17 protein-coding genes and 1 pseudogene are annotated in these 16,189 nt (G+C 68.9%); 9 read left to right on the forward strand and 9 right to left on the reverse strand.

The genetic code is table 11. From position 1 onward, the window contains the following. From A9X04_RS06835 to A9X04_RS06850, 4 genes are all read left to right on the forward strand, one after another. Positions 1 to 1,050 (forward strand): fatty acid desaturase (locus tag A9X04_RS06835; RefSeq protein WP_067918899.1); only part of this gene is annotated, 1,050 nt, incomplete at its 5' end. 95 nt (positions 1,051 to 1,145) lie between these two features. Beyond that, on the forward strand, positions 1,146 to 2,210 hold the full coding sequence (locus tag A9X04_RS06840; protein WP_067918900.1) for an AraC family transcriptional regulator: 1,065 nt from the start codon (positions 1,146 to 1,148) through the stop codon (positions 2,208 to 2,210). Positions 2,211 to 2,286: 76 nt separating this feature from the next. Then, complete coding sequence (locus A9X04_RS06845; RefSeq protein WP_067918901.1) at positions 2,287 to 3,783, forward strand: NAD(P)/FAD-dependent oxidoreductase; 1,497 nt, start codon at positions 2,287 to 2,289, stop codon at positions 3,781 to 3,783. A gap of 29 nt (positions 3,784 to 3,812) precedes the next feature. Then, the gene (locus tag A9X04_RS06850) at positions 3,813 to 4,349 is read left to right on the forward strand and encodes a hypothetical protein (protein WP_067918902.1); all 537 of its coding nucleotides are present in this window, start codon (positions 3,813 to 3,815) and stop codon (positions 4,347 to 4,349) included. Here A9X04_RS06850 and A9X04_RS06855 read toward each other — a convergent pair. Then, on the reverse strand, positions 4,346 to 5,173 hold the full coding sequence (locus A9X04_RS06855; RefSeq protein ID WP_369804501.1) for a helix-turn-helix transcriptional regulator: 828 nt from the start codon (positions 5,171 to 5,173) through the stop codon (positions 4,346 to 4,348). The two genes, A9X04_RS06850 and A9X04_RS06855, sit on opposite strands and share 4 nt — an antisense overlap. A gap of 121 nt (positions 5,174 to 5,294) precedes the next feature. Here A9X04_RS06855 and A9X04_RS06860 point away from each other — a divergent pair, with 121 nt between their 5' ends. Both A9X04_RS06860 and A9X04_RS06865 read left to right on the forward strand, forming a co-directional pair. Beyond that, positions 5,295 to 6,359, forward strand: coding sequence for an aldo/keto reductase (locus A9X04_RS06860; protein ID WP_067918904.1), 1,065 nt, complete (start codon positions 5,295 to 5,297; stop codon positions 6,357 to 6,359). A gap of 142 nt (positions 6,360 to 6,501) precedes the next feature. Next, the gene (locus tag A9X04_RS06865) at positions 6,502 to 7,599 is read left to right on the forward strand and encodes an amidohydrolase family protein (RefSeq protein ID WP_082974848.1); all 1,098 of its coding nucleotides are present in this window, start codon (positions 6,502 to 6,504) and stop codon (positions 7,597 to 7,599) included. A gap of 40 nt (positions 7,600 to 7,639) precedes the next feature. Here A9X04_RS06865 and A9X04_RS06870 read toward each other — a convergent pair whose 3' ends face one another. Genes A9X04_RS06870 through A9X04_RS06880 form a run of 3 tightly spaced genes read right to left on the reverse strand, consistent with a single transcriptional unit; the run spans position 7,640 to position 10,397 of the window. Continuing rightward, entirely contained in the window at positions 7,640 to 8,131 is a 492-nt protein-coding gene (locus A9X04_RS06870; RefSeq protein WP_067918905.1) for a DUF302 domain-containing protein, read from the reverse strand. Next, positions 8,128 to 9,216 carry an NmrA family NAD(P)-binding protein gene (locus A9X04_RS06875; protein ID WP_067918906.1) on the reverse strand — a complete coding sequence of 363 codons (1,089 nt, stop codon included), beginning with the start codon at positions 9,214 to 9,216 and terminating at the stop codon, positions 8,128 to 8,130. The genes A9X04_RS06870 and A9X04_RS06875 overlap by 4 nt, the downstream gene beginning before the upstream one ends. A gap of 5 nt (positions 9,217 to 9,221) precedes the next feature. Further along, entirely contained in the window at positions 9,222 to 10,397 is a 1,176-nt protein-coding gene (locus tag A9X04_RS06880; RefSeq protein WP_067918907.1) for a thiolase family protein, read from the reverse strand. 94 nt (positions 10,398 to 10,491) lie between these two features. Here A9X04_RS06880 and A9X04_RS06885 point away from each other — a divergent pair, with 94 nt between their 5' ends. Continuing rightward, entirely contained in the window at positions 10,492 to 10,965 is a 474-nt protein-coding gene (locus A9X04_RS06885; RefSeq protein WP_067918908.1) for a helix-turn-helix domain-containing protein, read from the forward strand. Here the strand turns inward: A9X04_RS06885 and rsgA are convergent. Together rsgA and aroA are read right to left on the reverse strand one after the other, a co-directional pair. After that, the gene (gene rsgA, locus A9X04_RS06890) at positions 10,952 to 11,932 is read right to left on the reverse strand and encodes a ribosome small subunit-dependent GTPase A (RefSeq protein ID WP_067918909.1); all 981 of its coding nucleotides are present in this window, start codon (positions 11,930 to 11,932) and stop codon (positions 10,952 to 10,954) included. The genes A9X04_RS06885 and rsgA overlap by 14 nt on opposite strands. Continuing rightward, positions 11,929 to 13,221 carry a 3-phosphoshikimate 1-carboxyvinyltransferase gene (gene aroA / locus A9X04_RS06895; RefSeq protein WP_156764245.1) on the reverse strand — a complete coding sequence of 431 codons (1,293 nt, stop codon included), beginning with the start codon at positions 13,219 to 13,221 and terminating at the stop codon, positions 11,929 to 11,931. Before aroA ends, rsgA begins: the two co-directional genes overlap by 4 nt. A gap of 44 nt (positions 13,222 to 13,265) precedes the next feature. Between aroA and A9X04_RS06900 the strand changes: the two genes are divergently transcribed. Continuing rightward, complete coding sequence (locus A9X04_RS06900) at positions 13,266 to 14,027, forward strand: SOS response-associated peptidase (RefSeq protein WP_067918911.1); 762 nt, start codon at positions 13,266 to 13,268, stop codon at positions 14,025 to 14,027. 6 nt (positions 14,028 to 14,033) lie between these two features. Here the strand turns inward: A9X04_RS06900 and A9X04_RS06905 are convergent, their stop codons facing one another. From A9X04_RS06905 to A9X04_RS06915, 3 genes are all read right to left on the reverse strand, one after another. Further along, complete coding sequence (locus A9X04_RS06905; protein ID WP_067918912.1) at positions 14,034 to 14,285, reverse strand: hypothetical protein; 252 nt, start codon at positions 14,283 to 14,285, stop codon at positions 14,034 to 14,036. Positions 14,286 to 14,348: 63 nt separating this feature from the next. Then, positions 14,349 to 14,837, reverse strand: a complete 489-nt coding sequence (locus A9X04_RS06910) for a YbaK/EbsC family protein (RefSeq protein ID WP_067918913.1) — start codon at positions 14,835 to 14,837, stop codon at positions 14,349 to 14,351. Positions 14,838 to 14,850: 13 nt separating this feature from the next. Then, positions 14,851 to 15,699, reverse strand: a complete 849-nt coding sequence (locus tag A9X04_RS06915) for an NAD(P)-dependent oxidoreductase (protein ID WP_067918914.1) — start codon at positions 15,697 to 15,699, stop codon at positions 14,851 to 14,853. Between the two features lie 170 nt (positions 15,700 to 15,869). Between A9X04_RS06915 and A9X04_RS31315 the strand changes: the two are divergent. Next, positions 15,870 to 16,189, forward strand: a pseudogene (locus A9X04_RS31315) (sigma factor); the annotation flags it as partial.

Below are 16,189 nucleotides of genomic sequence, written 5' to 3' on the forward strand. Positions count from 1 at the left end.
ATCGAGAACATGGAGATCGGCCACAACGTCATGCACGGCCAGTGGGACTGGATGAACGACCCCGAGATCCACTCCTCAACGTGGGAGTGGGACATGAGCGGGTCGTCCAAGCACTGGCGATTCACTCACAACTACGTGCACCACAAGTACACGAACATCCTCGGGATGGACGACGACGTCGGCTACGGCCTGCTGCGCGTCACCCGGGACCAGCGCTGGAAGCGCTTCAACCTGTTCAACCTGGTCTACAACACCATGCTCATGCTCCTGTTCGAGTGGGGCGTCGGCCTGCAGCACGTGGAGCTCGGCAAGATCGCCAAGAGGCGGATGGACCAGGACGACGCCCGGCAGCGGGTCGACGAGTTCCTGGCCAAGGCGGGCCGGCAGGTGCTCAAGGACTACGTCGCGTTCCCGGCGCTGACCGCGCTGTCACCCGGGGCCACGTACACCTCGACGCTGAAGGCCAACGCGGTGGCCAACGTGATCCGCAACGTGTGGGCCAACGCCGTCATCTTCTGCGGCCATTTCCCCGACGGCGCGGAGAAATTCACCAAGACCGACATGGTCGGCGAGACCAGGGGTCAGTGGTACCTGCGCCAGATGCTGGGCAGCGCCAACTTCGAGGCCGGGCCGGTGCTGCGGTTCATGAGCGGCAACCTGTCCCACCAGATCGAGCACCACCTGTTCCCGGATCTGCCCAGCAACCGGTACGAGGAGATAGCGGTGCGGGTGCGCGAGGTGTGCGACAAGTACGACCTGCCCTACACCACGGGCTCCTTCCTGGTGCAGTACGCCAAGACGTGGCGCACGCTGGCCAAGCTGTCGCTGCCGAACTCCTACCTGCGTGACAGCGCCGACGACGCGCCGGAGACCCGCAGCGAGCGCATGTTCGCCGAGCTGGAGCCCGGCTTCGCGGGCACCGACCCGGAGACCGGCCGGCGCCGCGGGCTGAAGACCGCCATCGAGACCGTGCGTGGGTGGCGGCGCGCCAAGCGCGCGCAGCGGGATGCGCGGCGGGCCAACGGCGGTGCCGACGGCCTGGCGGCCTAACCCTTTTCGCCGAACGTGTACTGAGGGCGAGATTTCGGGCCGATTCTCGCAGTGAGTGCACGTTCGGCGCACCGCCGTTCGCCATACTGGGATACGTGCAGGTCTTCGTCGGGTCCCAGGTTTCCCACTGGGACTTCCCGCGGAGCACGACCAGCGTCGCGTTGATGGCCGAGTTCGGTTCCCGCAACGGGCTTGCCGTAGCGGACGTCCTCGAAGGGACCGGCCTGTCGGAGGCCGACCTGCGCGACCACGAGCGGATGATCGTCGGGCGCCAAGAGCTGACGGTCGCGACGAACCTGGTGAACCTGCTGGGTGACGCTGCCGACCTGGGGGTGCGGGTGGGCGACAGCTATCACGTCGGGTCGCTGGGCATCTTCGGCTTCGCCTGCCTCACCAGTTCGACGCTGGGTGATGCCGTCCGGTTCGCGGCCCGGTTTTACGAGCTCAGCTACGGCTTCGGCCTACCGACGGTCACGGTGGACGGGCCGGTGGCCGCGATGCGGCTCGACCTGCCCGGCCTGACCGGTCCGGTCGCGGAGTTCCTGGTGCGGCGCGACCTGGTCGCGATCGCCCGGGTCATGGCGGAAATGCTGGGCCGCCCCGTCCCGTTCACCTCGATCGAGTTCGCGGGCCCCGCGCCGTCGTCGGGTGATGCGTTGGCGTGCAAGGCATTCGGCGTGGCGCCGAGTTACGATGCGCCGGCCAATGTGGCACGTTGGCCGGCCGCGCTGCTGGACGAGCCGCTCCCGCGCGCCAGCGCGAGCAGCGTCGCCGTGTGCGAGCAGCAGTGCCGCGCCCTGCTGGAGCGCCGCAGGCAGCGGACCGGCGTCGCCCGGCGGGTGCGTGAGCGACTGGCGTCGATCGACGGCGAACCCCACACCATCGGGGCCGTCGCGCGGCAGTTGGCGATGAGCGAGCGGACGCTGCGCCGGCGGCTGGCCGAGGAGAACACCACGTTCCGGGATCTGGCCGATGAGGTGCACCGGGTCCTCGCCGAGGAACTGCTGGCGACGGGCGCGTTGTCGGTGGAGGACGTCGCGCTGCGGCTGGGCTACGCCGAGGCGACGAGTTTCATCGCCGCGTTCAAACGGTGGACGGGCACAACCCCGGCGCGTTATCAGCGTTCGGTCGCGCCGCGGGCCCGCCTGGCCGCCGGCTGAATCGTGGCCGGAATCATGGATTTGCCGACCGCAATCGGCTGCCGGCGACCTGCCGCCCACCCCTAACCTGTGCTTCATGACTTCGACCATCCGCAAGCCTCGCGTGCTGGTGATCGGCGCCGGCTTCGGTGGCCTCGCCGCCGCCTACGAGCTCTCCCGCGACGGCCTGGCCGATGTGACGGTGCTGGAGAAGGCCGACGACATCGGCGGCGTCTGGCGGGAGAACACCTACCCCGGCGCGGCCTGCGACGTGCCGTCGAACCTGTACTCCTACTCCTTTGCCCGCAAGACCGACTGGGGACGCCGGTACGCCGAGCAGCCCGACATCCTCGGCTACATCCACGCCGCCGCCGACCGGTTCGGCCTGCGCGACCTGGTGCGCACCGGGATCGAGGTCACCGCGGCCCGCTACGACGACGGCACCGCCACGTGGCGGGTGGAGACCGCGTCCGGTGAAGTGTTCGAGGCCGACGTGCTGGTGCCCGCCGTCGGCCAGCTGTCGCGGCCGGCGTTGCCGAACATTCCGGGGCTGGACACCTTCGCGGGCCCCTCGTTCCATTCGGCGCAATGGCGCCACGACGTCGACCTGGCCGGCAAGCGCGTCGCCGTGCTCGGCACCGGTGCGTCCGCGATCCAGTTCGTCCCGCGTATCCGCGAAACCGCCGCGCGTGTCACCGTCTTCCAGCGCTCCGCGCCGTACATCATCCCCAAGCCCGACCGCGCCTACACCGACGCCCACCACGCCGCGTTCCGGAACGTGCCCGGGTTCGCCGCCGCCATGCGCGGGCTGATCTGGGAGATCTCGGAGTTCTTCGGCCTCGCGCTGACCAAGGTCGCCCCGCTCGCCTGGTTGATCGGCGTGGTCGCATCGGCGAACCTCAAGCACCACGTCAAGGATCCGGTGCTGCGGGCCAAGCTCACGCCCGACTACCCGGTCGGCTGCAAGCGCCTCCTGTTCAGCAACGACTGGTATCCGGCGCTGGCCAGCCCCAACGTCGACGTCGAGACCGAGGCGATCACCGAGGTGACGCCCACCGGGGTGCGGACCGCCGACGGCCGGCTGCATGAGGTGGACGTCGTCATCTACAGCACCGGGTTCAAGGCCACCGAATTCCTGGCCCCGATGACGATCACCGGCCGCGACGGGCGGGACCTGCACGCCGAGTGGTCCGACGGGGCCCGCGCCCATCTGGGCATGGCCGTGCCGGGCTTCCCGAACATGTTCCTGATCTACGGGCCGAACACCAACCTCGGCAGCAGCTCGATCATCCTGATGATGGAGCAGCAGGCCCGCTACATCCGCCAGCTCACCGAGGAGCTTGCCCGCGGAGGTGTGGCCCGCGCGTTCGAGGTCCGGCGCGCCGTGGAGCAGGCCTACGACGCCGAGGTCCAGTCCCGCCTGGACGCCGGCGTGTGGACCACCTGCGACTCCTGGTACCGCACCGCCTCCGGCCGCGTCACCACCAACTGGCCCGGCCTGGTGCACGAATACCAGCGCCGCACCCGCACCGCAGTGCTCGCGGACTACGAGGTGGTCCTGCCCGAGCGCGCGGCCAAGAAGGTCGGCGCCTAACGCCGCGGCCGGGGACTACGCTCGGAAACATGCTCGCAGCGTTTGGATTCGAAACCATGGGTGTGGTCGTCGGGGACATGTTCTTCGTCGACCCGCGCCCGCTCGAAGGCCAGGAGACCCCGGAGCGGGGAGTCAGATTGGAACTGCGCCTCGTCGACCGGGACGAGCCGCAGGGATCGATCTATGCCGGCGTCCCGATCGGCTTCAACCGGCCGGTGTGGCGGGTGGACCTGTTCGGCTCCACCGAGAGCCCGCCCGGGACGCTGGACCGGGCCCATCACCACCCCCGGTTCGACGGGTGGGAGCCCGGCCGCCGGCATTTCGTCCCCGAGCTGTCGGCCGACCCGGTGGGCTGGCTGGCCGGGCAGCTGGCCGACCCGGCCGCCGTGTTGGCCCGGGCGGGCGTCGACCCCGACCAGGTCAGCGAGGCCGACAAGGCCGGGCTCGCCGCCGCGGCCCCGGAGATCGTCGCCGCGGTCAAGCGGATGCTCGACGGCGTGCGCGACGGGGAGTTGGCCCCGTCGCCGGCCGAGCCGGGCGCCGCCGCCCGCACCGGCTGGCTTTAGTTCACGAGCTGCTCTAGCGCCGACTTGCTCTCGGCGTTCGCGGCGCGGCAGATCATCAACCGCTGGTCCGTATCTTCAAGCGGCATGAGCACTTCGAAGTGCACTGCGATCACGCCGACTTCGGGGTGCCGCATCACCTTTTCTCCGCGGCCGTTCACCTTCACGTCTCGCTCGGCCCACAAGCGGGCGAATTCGTCGTCACCGGAGATGAATTCGGCGATGAGATCGGTCAGCGTCCGATCGTCCGGGTGGGCGGCCCACGCGGCGCGGAGGTGGGCGACCCCCTCCCGCACGACGCGTCGACGGTCGACATATAGCTCGCGTATTTCCGGATGCATCAGGCATAGCCACATCGAATTGCGCTGCGGCGGCGGTAGGGCATCGAAATCCGTGATCAGCTTCGCCATTTCGCCGTTCCAGGTCAGGATGTCGAAGCGGTGGTTCATCAGCATGGCCGGCATTGGCGACAGGTCGCTGACCAGCTCTGCCAGTGGCGGCGCCGCAGCGGTCGCCGGGCTGTCGGCCTTGCGTGGGCGCTGCTGGGTCAGGTCGAAAAGGTAGGCGCGTTCGTCTGGAGCTAGGCGCAGCGCCCGGGCCAGCGCCTCTACGACATCCGCTGAGGGCCGCAGCCCGCGGGCCTGTTCCAGCCGCACGATGTAGTCGACACTGACCCCGGCCAGTTCGGCGACCTCTTCGCGCCGCAATCCCGACGTGCGCCGCGATTGCCGGCGCGACGGCAGGTCGAAATCATGCGGGTCCAGGCGTTCGCGTCGACTCCGCAGGAACGCGGCCAGCTCCTGTGTCCTATCCACCGTCTGGGTCATCACATGGGCGTGCAACAGCCAAGGTGGGACTGGTGTTCCCAGGAAGTTCTCTCCCTTACCCATCGTGCGCCCCGGCCGCAGGCTTGTTGTCGACGACGCAAACAAGCGCAGGAGGACGTGAATGACGCTCAACCTTGACACCTATCGGCTGCTGGGCCGCTCCGGGCTGCGGATCTCACCGCTGGCGCTGGGGACGGCGACCTTCGGCACCGAATGGGGTTGGGGCGCCGACCGAGAAGAGGCACGCAAGCTCTTCGACCTGTACGTCGGGCGCGGCGGCAACTTCATCGACACCGCCAACACCTATACCGACGGCAGCTCCGAACGTCTGCTGGGTGAGTTCACCCGCGAGAACCGCGAAAGCTTGGTGCTGGCAACGAAATACACCACGCTCCGCCGCCCCGCCGACGCGAATTCCGGGGGCGCTCACCGCAAAAGCATGTTCGCATCGGTGGAAACCAGCCTGCGGCAGCTGAATACGGACTACATCGATCTGCTTTACCTGCACGTGTGGGACTTCAGGACGCCGGTCGAGGAGATCCTGCGCGGCCTGGACGATCTGGTCCGGCAGGGCAAGGTCTTGTATGTGGCGATCTCCAACGCCCCGGCCTGGCAGGTATCCCGCATGCAGGCGATCGCCGACCTGCGTGGCTGGTCACCGCTGGTCGCGCTGCAGATCGAATACAACCTGATCGAGCGCACCGGGGAGCGGGACCTGATCCCGATGGCACGCGAGATGGGTTTGGGTGTGATCCCGTATTCGCCGCTGGCCGGCGGCGTGCTCAGCGGCAAGTACAACCACGGCGACCTGACCGGGCCGAACGGCGCTTCTGGCGACGGCACCCGCAAAAGCTTCAACTTCGCCCTGGGCGCACTCACCGAGCGCAACCTTGCCATTGCCGATGTCGTGAAGGAGGTCGCGACCGAGCTCGACCGCACACCGGCCCAGGTCGGACTCGCCTGGACCCTGCAGAACCCGGGCGTGACGGCACCGATCGTCGGTGCCCGCACCGCCGCTCAGCTCGATGACAATCTGGGCGCCCTCGAAGTCGACTTCACGACCGACCAGCTTGGCCGCCTCGACCAGGCCAGCGGGATCGAACTCGGGTTCCCGCACGACGTACTCGCCAGCGATCACATCCGTACCGTGACAGCTGGCGACCTGAAGATTGAAACGCGCCGCTGATGCCGGAGCCGCCGCCCCGCTGAGCAACTTGGGGCTGGGCTGGGAAATATAACCGGACTGAAGTCCGGTTATATTGGTATGCGGCCCCGTGGCCCATGGGCGCCCGCCCCGAAACCCTGCAGCTGAGGAGGTGCGGTCCGTGATGTCGCCGGTACCGTCGGCGGAAGCACCACAAGCATTCCCCGACAACGACTTTCAGGTGTCGCGGGTGATCGCCGTCGAGGAACACGCCTGGACCGCCGAGCTTCGGGAGGCCCTGGTCGAATTCGGCGGGGATGACACCGTCACCTGGCTCAGTAGTCCCGACATCGTCAGTCATCGGCTGCTCGACCTCGGCGACGAACGGCTGGACCGCATGGACGCCGCGGGCGTTGATGTCCAGGTGCTGTCAATCACCACTCCCGGCACGCAACCGCTGCCCGCGGAGTTGGCCGTGTCCCTGGCCCGCGACGCCAACGACGTGCTCGCCGACGCGGTCCGGCGCCGGCCAGACCGCTTCGCGGCGTTCGCCACCCTGCCCACCCCGGATCCCGATGCCGCCGCCGACGAACTGCGCCGCTGCATCCTCGAACTGGGCTTCGTGGGTGCGATGGTGTTTCCCCGCACCGGGCCAACCCTGCTCGACCACAGCAGTTTCCGGCCGATCTTCGAGGCCGCCGCCGAGCTCGGGGTACCGATCTACATCCATCCCGGGATACCGCCCGCCGCCGTACGCGAAGCCTGTTACGGCGGCTTCGGCTTCGGGACAAACCTCATGCTCTCCACCGGCGGGTGGGGCTGGCACGCCGAGGCCGGGCTTGCCGCGTTGCGGCTCATCCTCGCGGGAACCTTCGACCGCCACCCCGACCTGCAGATCATCCTCGGCCACTGGGGCGAGATGATCGTCTCCTTCGCCGATCGCGCCGATGCGCTCAGCAATACCGGCAACGGCCTGGACCGACACGTCCTCGACTACATCACCGACAATGTGTACGTCACGGCCGGTGGCGTGTTCAGCCACCGCATGCTGCGACAAACCCTCGACGTGTTGGGGCCGGATCGCCTCATGTTCGCCCAGGATGACCCGTACAGCAGCGCGCTCGGACAACGACGTCCGGACCTCCTCGGGGCGGCCGCCGGCTACCGCGACGCTCGCGCCTTCATCGACTCCGCACCGCTGAGCGCCGAGGATAAGTCCAAACTGGCCCACCGCAACGCCGAGCGCCTACTGCTGGGCCGCGGGGAACCGCCGAAATCCTGAATGCTCACAACGCAGGGACAGGTCGGGCGGCGTTGGCGGGTCACCAACCGCCGGTCACCTTTTCGGCCAGCGCCGCCAGTTTGGCGTCGAGTTCTTGTGCGGCGCCGAGCAATTCAGGATTCGGTTCGGCGACCATCAGCGACGACGGCTTGACGTAGGTCAGGCTGCTGCCGGCCGGCCCGTCGGTGATCAGCAGCTCGACCGGGGCGAACAGGCCGGCGGTCAGGTCGTGGCGCAGCATCGTGATCGCGATCAGCGGGTTGCCGAGGATGACGCGGACCACCCTGCGATCGATGCCGGCCTTGGTGATCCACGCGCCGTGGTCGAAGACGCCGAACAGCATGAATCCGCTTGGGCCCGCGTGGGGTTCGATGCGCTCCCGATAGGAGTCCCAGTCGCCGGTGCTCGTCGCGATGTCGTTGACGGGCACCGGCCGCTCGCCGATGTCGGCCAGCAGCGCGGCGAGCAGCTCGTCGTAGCCCTTGGTGCTGTCGTAGCGCACCCGCACGCCCTCGAAAACAGTCTCGGTCATAATTTCCCCGTCCTTCGATCCTCACCAATCTTGAGGATCGGGCTCCGGTTCTCCGGTTGCACCCGGTCCCACAGGCCGCCTTTCCCCAGCGCCCTTCCGAGTTGGTCTTCTCTGCGGAACCATTCCTCGGCACTCCGGATCCGGTTCGGGTGGATTTGATCGAGTAGGTCGTAATCGCGTTTGACGACTCCGTATTTCCACAGATTCCAAAATCCCGTGAAGTTGTCCCGGACGGTCATGGTGCTCTTGTCGCTGGGGTCCGCGTTGTACCCGGCAGGCGCATCCGCCCTCCTGCTGAGGGGGCCGTTCTGCCAATACTCGTCTAGATCGGTGTCGATGTACCGCGCCGGGTGTCCGGTGACCTTCTCGAACGCCGCAGCAAGGTCCGCATAGGTGATGTGGTCCACAGCGACTTCGAGATCGAGGCCCTTCGCGCGCTCGGGATGGTCGAAAAGCCAACGGACATAATATCCGCAATCTTCGAGAGCCACATGGGGCACCGCGCCCTCGCCAAGCGGGACCCGCCACGTCAAGACACCGTCCTCGACGGTAGGCGTCATCGGCGTCCCGGGCGAGATCACCATCTCGATGTAGGGACCCGTCGTGAAGACCGCCGCCCCCATCCGGTCACCATTCACCCGATTCTGGAAGAGGATCCATTCGCCCACCCGGCCCTTGCCGTCATAGTGGCCGGTACGGAAGCGGGAGTCGTATCCCGACTTCTTGAGCCCGTAGTCGAGGTTGCCATAGACGAAGAATTTCACTCCCTCTTCGATGGCTATCTCGTAACTGCGGATCGCCCAATACATCTCGGTCTTCTCACCGGTGTTGAATCCGTCGATGTTGACGAATGCCGCATCACAACCGCGGAAACCCTGCCGCAGATTCGCTTCGTCGGCGAATGAGCCTTCCAATACGGACACGTTGTCGAGCCCGAGCAGCTCCTTCGCTCGGCGGGAGTCGGGGTCGCGGCTGAGGAATCGAACGGAGTACCTCTTGTCGGCGACCAGGGCACGGATGATGGGCATGCCCTGAGCGCCGGTGCCGCCGATGACAAAGACGCTCGAGATGCTGGGCGACGACATCGCCGTCAGCCCAGCCGCTCGATGATCGTCGCGTTGGCCATGCCGCCGCCCTCGCACATCGTCTGCAGCCCGTAGCGGCCGCCGCGCTGCTCGAGCGCGTTGACCAGCGTGGTCATGATGCGCGCGCCGCTGGCACCCAGCGGGTGGCCGATCGCGATGGCGCCGCCGTTGACGTTGGTCTTGGCCAGGTCGGCGCCGGTGTCGTGCGCCCAGGCGAGCACGACGGGCGCGAAGGCCTCGTTCACCTCGAACACGTCGATGTCGTCCAGCGTCAAACCGGCCCGCCGCAGCACCTTTTCGGTGGCCGGGATGACCCCGGTCAGCATGTACAGCGGGTCCGAGCCCACCACGGTGGTGGTGTGGATGCGGGCCAGCGGGCGCAGGCCGAGCTTCTCGGCGACCTCTCTGGTGGTGATCAAGACCGCGGCGCTGCCGTCCGAGAGCGGCGAGGAGTTGCCGGCGGTGATCTCCCACTTGATCTGCGGGAAGCGGGCCGCCATCGCCTCGCTGTAGAACGCGGGCCGCAGCCCGGCCAGCGTCTCGACCGTCGTGCCGGGCCGGATGAATTCGTCGGCGGCAAGGCCGGCGATCGGAATCAGCTCGTTGTCGAACAGGCCGTCCTTGGTGGCGCGCGCGGCCTTGTCGTGGCTGCCCGCGGAGAACTCGTCGAGCTGGGTGCGCGAGAAGCCCCACTTCGCCGCGATCAGTTCGGCGCTGATGCCCTGGGGCACCAGGCCGTCGGGGTAGCGCTGCGTCATGTCGTCACCGAAGGGGTTGCTGCCCGGCAGCACCGAGGTGCCCATGGGGACGCGGCCCATCGACTCCACGCCGGCGGCGACGACCAGGTCGTAGGCGCCGGAAATCACGCCCTGCGCGGCGAAGCTGATGGCCTGCTGGCTGCTGCCGCACTGCCGGTCGATCGTGACCCCGGGGACCGTCTCCGGGAATCCGGCGCCCAGCAGCGCGTTGCGGGCGATGTTGACCGCCTGGTCGCCGACCTGCGCGACCGCGCCGGCGATGACGTCGTCGATTTGGACCGGGTCCACACCGGTGCGCGCCACCACTTCCCGCAGGCTGTGGGCAAGCAGGTCGGCCGGCAGCACGTCGTGCAGGGCGCCGGTGGGTTTGCCCTTGCCGATGGGCGTGCGGACGGCTCCGACGATGACGGCGTCGCGGGTCATGGCTCCTCCTCGAGTCCTGCAGCCTAGGTATAGACCGCTGTACCCAGATAAACATCTAGGTACACTAAACGCAACCCAGATCGGGAGGTGATCTATGACACTGCTGCAGGGGCCGCTGGCCGATCGCGATGCCTGGTCCGCCGTGGGCGAATGCGCGATCGAGAAGACGATGGCGGTGGTGGGCACCAAGTCCGCGATGCTGATCATGCGCGAGGCCTATTACGGCACGACGCGTTTCGACGACTTCGCCCGCCGGGTGGGCATCACCAAGGCCGCCACGTCGGCGCGGCTGTCCGAACTGGTCGAGCTGGGGCTGCTGAAGCGCCAGCCGTATCACGAGCCCGGCCAGCGCCGCCGCGAGGAATACGTGCTCACCCCGGCCGGCACGGACTTCATGCCGGTGGTGTGGGCGATGTTCGAGTGGGGCCGACGCCACCTGCCGGGACGCAACCGCCTGCGGCTCACTCATCTCGGGTGTGGCGCCGAGGCGAGCGTCGAAATCCGTTGCGCGGAAGGCCATAAGGTGCCGCCCGACGAGCTTGGCATGCGGCTGGCTAAGTCTGGTTGAGCGCGGCCAGCAGCCGGCGCGCGGCGGCCACCCGGCGGGCGGCGGGGCCGGACAGCGCGTCGAGCGCGCACTCCGGGTCGGCCGGAGGCCCCATGTGTCCGCAGCCGCGGGGACAGTCCTCGATCGCCTCGGCGAGATCCGAGAAGGCCATCAGCACGTCGTTTGGCGCGATGTGCGCCAGCCCGAACGAGCGGATGCCCGGGGTGTCGATCACCCAACCCGACGTGGCCAGCGGTAGCGCGACCGATTGGGTGGAGGTGTGCCTGCCCCGGCCGATGTCGGTGACCTCGCCGACGGCCCGTTCCGCCTCGGGCACAAGGCGATTCACCAACGTGGACTTGCCCACGCCGGAATGCCCGAGCAGCACGGTGATCTTGCCGGCGAGCAGGTCGGCGACCGCGAGCAGCGGATCGTCGCGGCCCGCGGCGACCACCGTCAGGTCCAGGTCCACGAACTGCCCGGCGAACGGCTCCGGCGGGGCGAGGTCGGTCTTGGTCAGGCACAGGATCGGCGTCAGCCCGCCGGCGTAGGCGGCGATCAGCGCCCGGTCGACCAGCCCGGTGCGCGGCGGCGGGTCGGCCAGCGCGACCACGATCAGCAACTGGTCGGCATTGGCGACCACCACGCGTTCGGTGGGATCGGTGTCATCGGCCGTGCGCCGCAGCACCGTTCGCCGTTCCCCGCGCCGCACGATGCGGGCCAGGGTGTCGGTGCGCCCGGACACATCGCCGACGACGTCGACATCGTCACCGACCACGATCGGGGTCCGGCCCAGTTCCCGGGCCCGCATCGCCGTGACCCGCCGAGCGGGGTCCCCGCCGAGGACGCACCCCCAACGTCCGCGGTCGACGCTGACCACCATCGCGGCCTCGGCGTTGGCGTGCCCGGGACGAGTCTTGGTGCGCGGTCGCGAGCCCCTGCCGGAGCGGACCTTGACGTCGGACTCGTCGTAATCGCCGGGCTTCAAATATCGGACCCCAACATTCGCGCCCACAGCTGCGGAAACTCGGGCAGCGTCTTGGAGGTGGAGCCGATGTCGTCCACCTGGACCCCGGCCACCCGTAGCCCGACGATCGCGCCCGCCATCGCCATCCGGTGGTCGGCGTAGGCCCGCCAGGGGCCGGGCCGCAGCGGCGTCGCGGTGATCACCAGGCCGTCGGGTGTTTCGGTGCAGTCACCGCCCAGGCGGTTGATCTCGGCGCTGAGCGCGGCGAGCCGGTCGGTCTCGTGGCCCCGCAGGTGGCCGATGCCGGTGAGGCGCGACACCGATCCCGGCTTTGCCAGCGCGGCCAGCGCCGCCACCGCCGGGGTCAGTTCGCCGACGGCGCGCAGGTCGACATCGAAACCGGGGTAGCCGTCGTTGTCGGCGCAACCCTGCACCTCGAGAAACGAGTCATCCTGCGAGACAACGGCATTCAGCTTAGCCAGCACGGTCAGGATGTGGTCGGCGGGTTGCACGCTGGCCGCGGGCCAGCCGTTGATGCGCACCGTTCCGCCGGTGACCACGGCCGCCGCCAGGAACGGCACGGCGTTCGTCAGGTCGGGCTCGACCTCCCAGTGCCGGGCCGCCACCGGGCCGGGGCGCACCCGCCAGCGGTTGGGCACGGAATCGTCGACGTCGACCCCGGCCTGCCGCAGCATCTGCACGGTCATCGCGATGTGCGGCGCCGACGGCAGTGTCGCGCCGGTGTGCTGCACGGTCAGGCCCTCGGCGAACGACGGCGCGCACAACAGCAGCCCCGACACGAACTGTGACGACGCCGAGGCGTCGATGGCCACGGTGCCCCCGGCGACCGCTCCGCTGCCGTGCACCCGGAAGGGCAGGCCCGCACCCTCGATCGGCACGCCCAGACCGCGCAGGGCGTCGAGCAGCGGCGCGATGGGCCGCACCCGGGCTTGCTCGTCGCCGTCGAACTCCACCACCGCCTCGGCCAGCGCGGCCAGCGGCGGGACGAAGCGCAGGACCGTGCCGGCCAGGCCGCAGTCCACCCGCGCGCCGGGTCCCGGCGCGATGCGGCCACTGACCGTCAGCTCGGGCCCGCTGCCGTCGACGCGCAGGCCCAGGGCGAGCAGGGCGCCGATCATCAGGTCGGTGTCGCGGCTGCGCAGCGCCCCGCTGATGGTCGGGGTGCCGTTTCCCTGCGCGGCGGCCAGGGCGGCCAGCACCAGCGCGCGGTTGGTCTGCGACTTCGAGCCCGGAACGGTCACGGTCGCGTGCACCGGTTTCGGCGCGCTGGGGGCCGTCCACATACTCACGCGTCCATCATGGCGTGTCACCGACTTCTGCCACCATGGAAGGTATGTGTGGACGGTTCGCGGTCACCACCGATCCGGCGCTGCTGGCCCAGAAGATCAAGGCGATCGACGAGGCCACCGGCGCGTCCGAAAGTGCCGGGGCGCCCAACTACAACGTGGCCCCCACCTCGACCATCGCGACCGTCGTCAGCCGGCACACCGACCCCGACGACGAGCCCACCCGCCGGGTCCGGCTGATGCGCTGGGGCCTGGTGCCTCCGTGGGCGAAGGCCACCGCCGAGGGGGCGCCCGAGACCAAGGGGCCCATGCTGATCAACGCGCGCGCGGACAAGGTCACCACCTCGCCCGCGTTCCGGTCGAGCGCCAAGTCGAAACGGTGCCTGATCCCGATGGACGGCTACTACGAATGGCGCGTCAACGACGCGGTCGCCGGCAAGAAGTCCCGCAAGACGCCGTTCTTCATGTACCGCGAGGACGGCGAGCCACTGTTCATGGCAGGCCTGTGGTCGGTGTGGAAGCCCGCCAAGGACGCGTCGCCGCTGCTGAGTTGCACCATCATCACCACCGACGCGCCCGGCGAGCTGGCCGAGATCCACGACCGGATGCCGCTGGTGGTACCCGAGCGTGAGTGGGATCGCTGGCTGGACCCCGACGCCCCGATCGACGAAAAGCTGCTCAGCCGTCCGCCCGACGTGCGCGGCATTCGCATGCGGGAGATCTCCACGCTGGTCAACAATGTGCGCAACAATGGGCCCGAGCTACTCGAGCCGGCCGGCCCGGAACCCGAGCAGGCCCGCCTTCTTTAGGCTGCTCTAGTTGCTGAGGACCAGCTTCCAGTTGCCGTTGACGTTGCGGTCCGGAATGCACCAGAAGTTGTTCCAGTTGCCCGGTGTCGAGGCCTTCACGCCCGGCCCGGCGTCCTGGCAGGCCTGACGGGTCGGGTAGTTGCCCTCGGTCTGAATCGTGTCGGCGTTGGCGCTGCCCACACCGGCGGTCATCAACCCGGAAAAGGCCAGCACACCGGCGGCGACAATCGTCGCACCGCGGGATCGCTTCGTCGTCATGGCGGGAGCGTAACGCCACGGCGAGAAATCGGCCCGGTTTTCACCATGGCGTTACGCCCGCGGCTACGCCTGGATGCCCGCGGTAATCGCATTCGTCAACCGGATCAGGTCCTGCGGTGACACCCCGACGTCCCAGCCGCGGCGCCCGGCGCTGCAGTACACCCGATCCCAGGCCTGCGCGCCCGCGTCCACGACGGTCGGCAGGGCCTTGCGCTGCCCGAATGGCGACACGGCGCCCAGCACGTAGCCGGTGGCCCGCTCGGCGGCGGCGGGCTCGGCCATGCTCGCCCTGGCCGCCCCGAGCGCCGCGGCGGCCGCCTTCAGCGAAAGGCGGGCCGGCACCGGCAGAATCGCGACCGCCAGGCCGCCGGGGATCGCGATGACGAGGGTCTTGTAGATCTGCTCGGGCGCGATGCCACGCTCCTTTGTCAGCGCGTGCACCGCCTCGTCGCCGAACGAGCGTGCCCGCGGATCGTGATCGAACCTGACAACCTGGTGCGGCACACCGGCTTTCGTCAGCGCCGCCAGCGCCGGCGTGGCGGCGCGGGCCACCGCTGAGCCCCCGCTAGGGACCGGTGTATCCCGGCGGGTTCACGCCGTCGACCCAGAAGTCGACGCCGAGCTCGCCGCCGGGCACGCAGTTGTACACCGACAGGTCGGTGACGCCGGACTCCACCAGCACGTCCTCGCACAGCAAGGTGTTGCCGGTGTACTCGCGGGCGGGCTTGTTGAGGATGAGGTAGGCCGCGTCGGAGTACACCTCCGGCTTGCGGGCGCGTCCCATCGCCTCGTCGCCGCCGAGCAGGTTCTGCACCGCGGCGGTGGCCACCAGCGTCCGGGGCCACAGCGTGTTGGACGCGATGCCCGCCTCGCGCATCTCCTCGGCGATCCCCAGCGCGCACAGGGTCATGCCGAACTTGGCCATCATGTACGCGGTCGGCTTGAGCCACTCCTTGTCGAGCAGCACCGGCGGGGACAGCGTCAGGATGTGCGGGTTCTGCGCGGCCTTCAGGTGCGGGATGCAGGCCTGCGACACCGCGTAGGTGCCGCGCACCTGGATCCCGTTCATCAGGTCGAACCGCTTCATCGGCACCTCGGTGATGGACCCCAGGTTGATCGCCGAGGCGTTGTTGACGCAGATGTCGATGCCGCCGAACTGCTCGACGGTCTTGGCCACCGCGGATTCGACGGATTCCGGATCGCGGACGTCCCCGACGATCGGCAGGGCCTGCCCGCCCGCCTCCTCGAGCTCCTTGGCGGCGGTGTAGACCGTGCCCGGCAGCTTGGGGTGCGGTTCTGCGGTCTTGGCGATCAGGGCGACGTTGGCACCGTCTTGTGCGGCGCGTTTGGCGATCGCCAGGCCGATACCGCGGCTGGCGCCGGAGATGAACATGGTCTTGCCATTCAGGGACATGGCGTCACATTAACGTCCGGCCGCGCGCGCCCGGACCGGGGGACGGGCGGCCCCGGATTCGGTGGGAATGAGCACGTCGGCCGCCGCTGTTGAAGCAAGCGGTCTCTGATGTTATGGGGCGCACCCGGGCAGACACTGTCGGTGCCAGCCTCTAGATTGGGAGGAGCGGTTTGGTGTCAGCGGCGACGAGCCTGTTGGACCGTCCAATGGGTGGTGCCGAGCAGTTGGCTTGCTTTCCTGCAAGCCCGGTGGCGCTTTCAGTGCCGCCCGGCGACACCGCAGCAGAAGGGACCGGGGTTATCGAGATGGCCGACACAGACGGCGCGACAGCACGCGAGCTTCCCGATCCCGCCCCGCAGGAGACGGACGCGGAGCTGATGGCGCGTTTCGAGCGCGACGCGATCCCCCTGCTGGACCAGCTCTACGGCGGCGCGCTGCGCATGACGCGCAATCCGGCCGACGCGGAAGACCTGCTGCAAGAGACGATGGT

The organism is Mycobacterium sp. E3247 (assembly GCF_001667785.1).
GTDB lineage: Bacteria > Actinomycetota > Actinomycetes > Mycobacteriales > Mycobacteriaceae > Mycobacterium.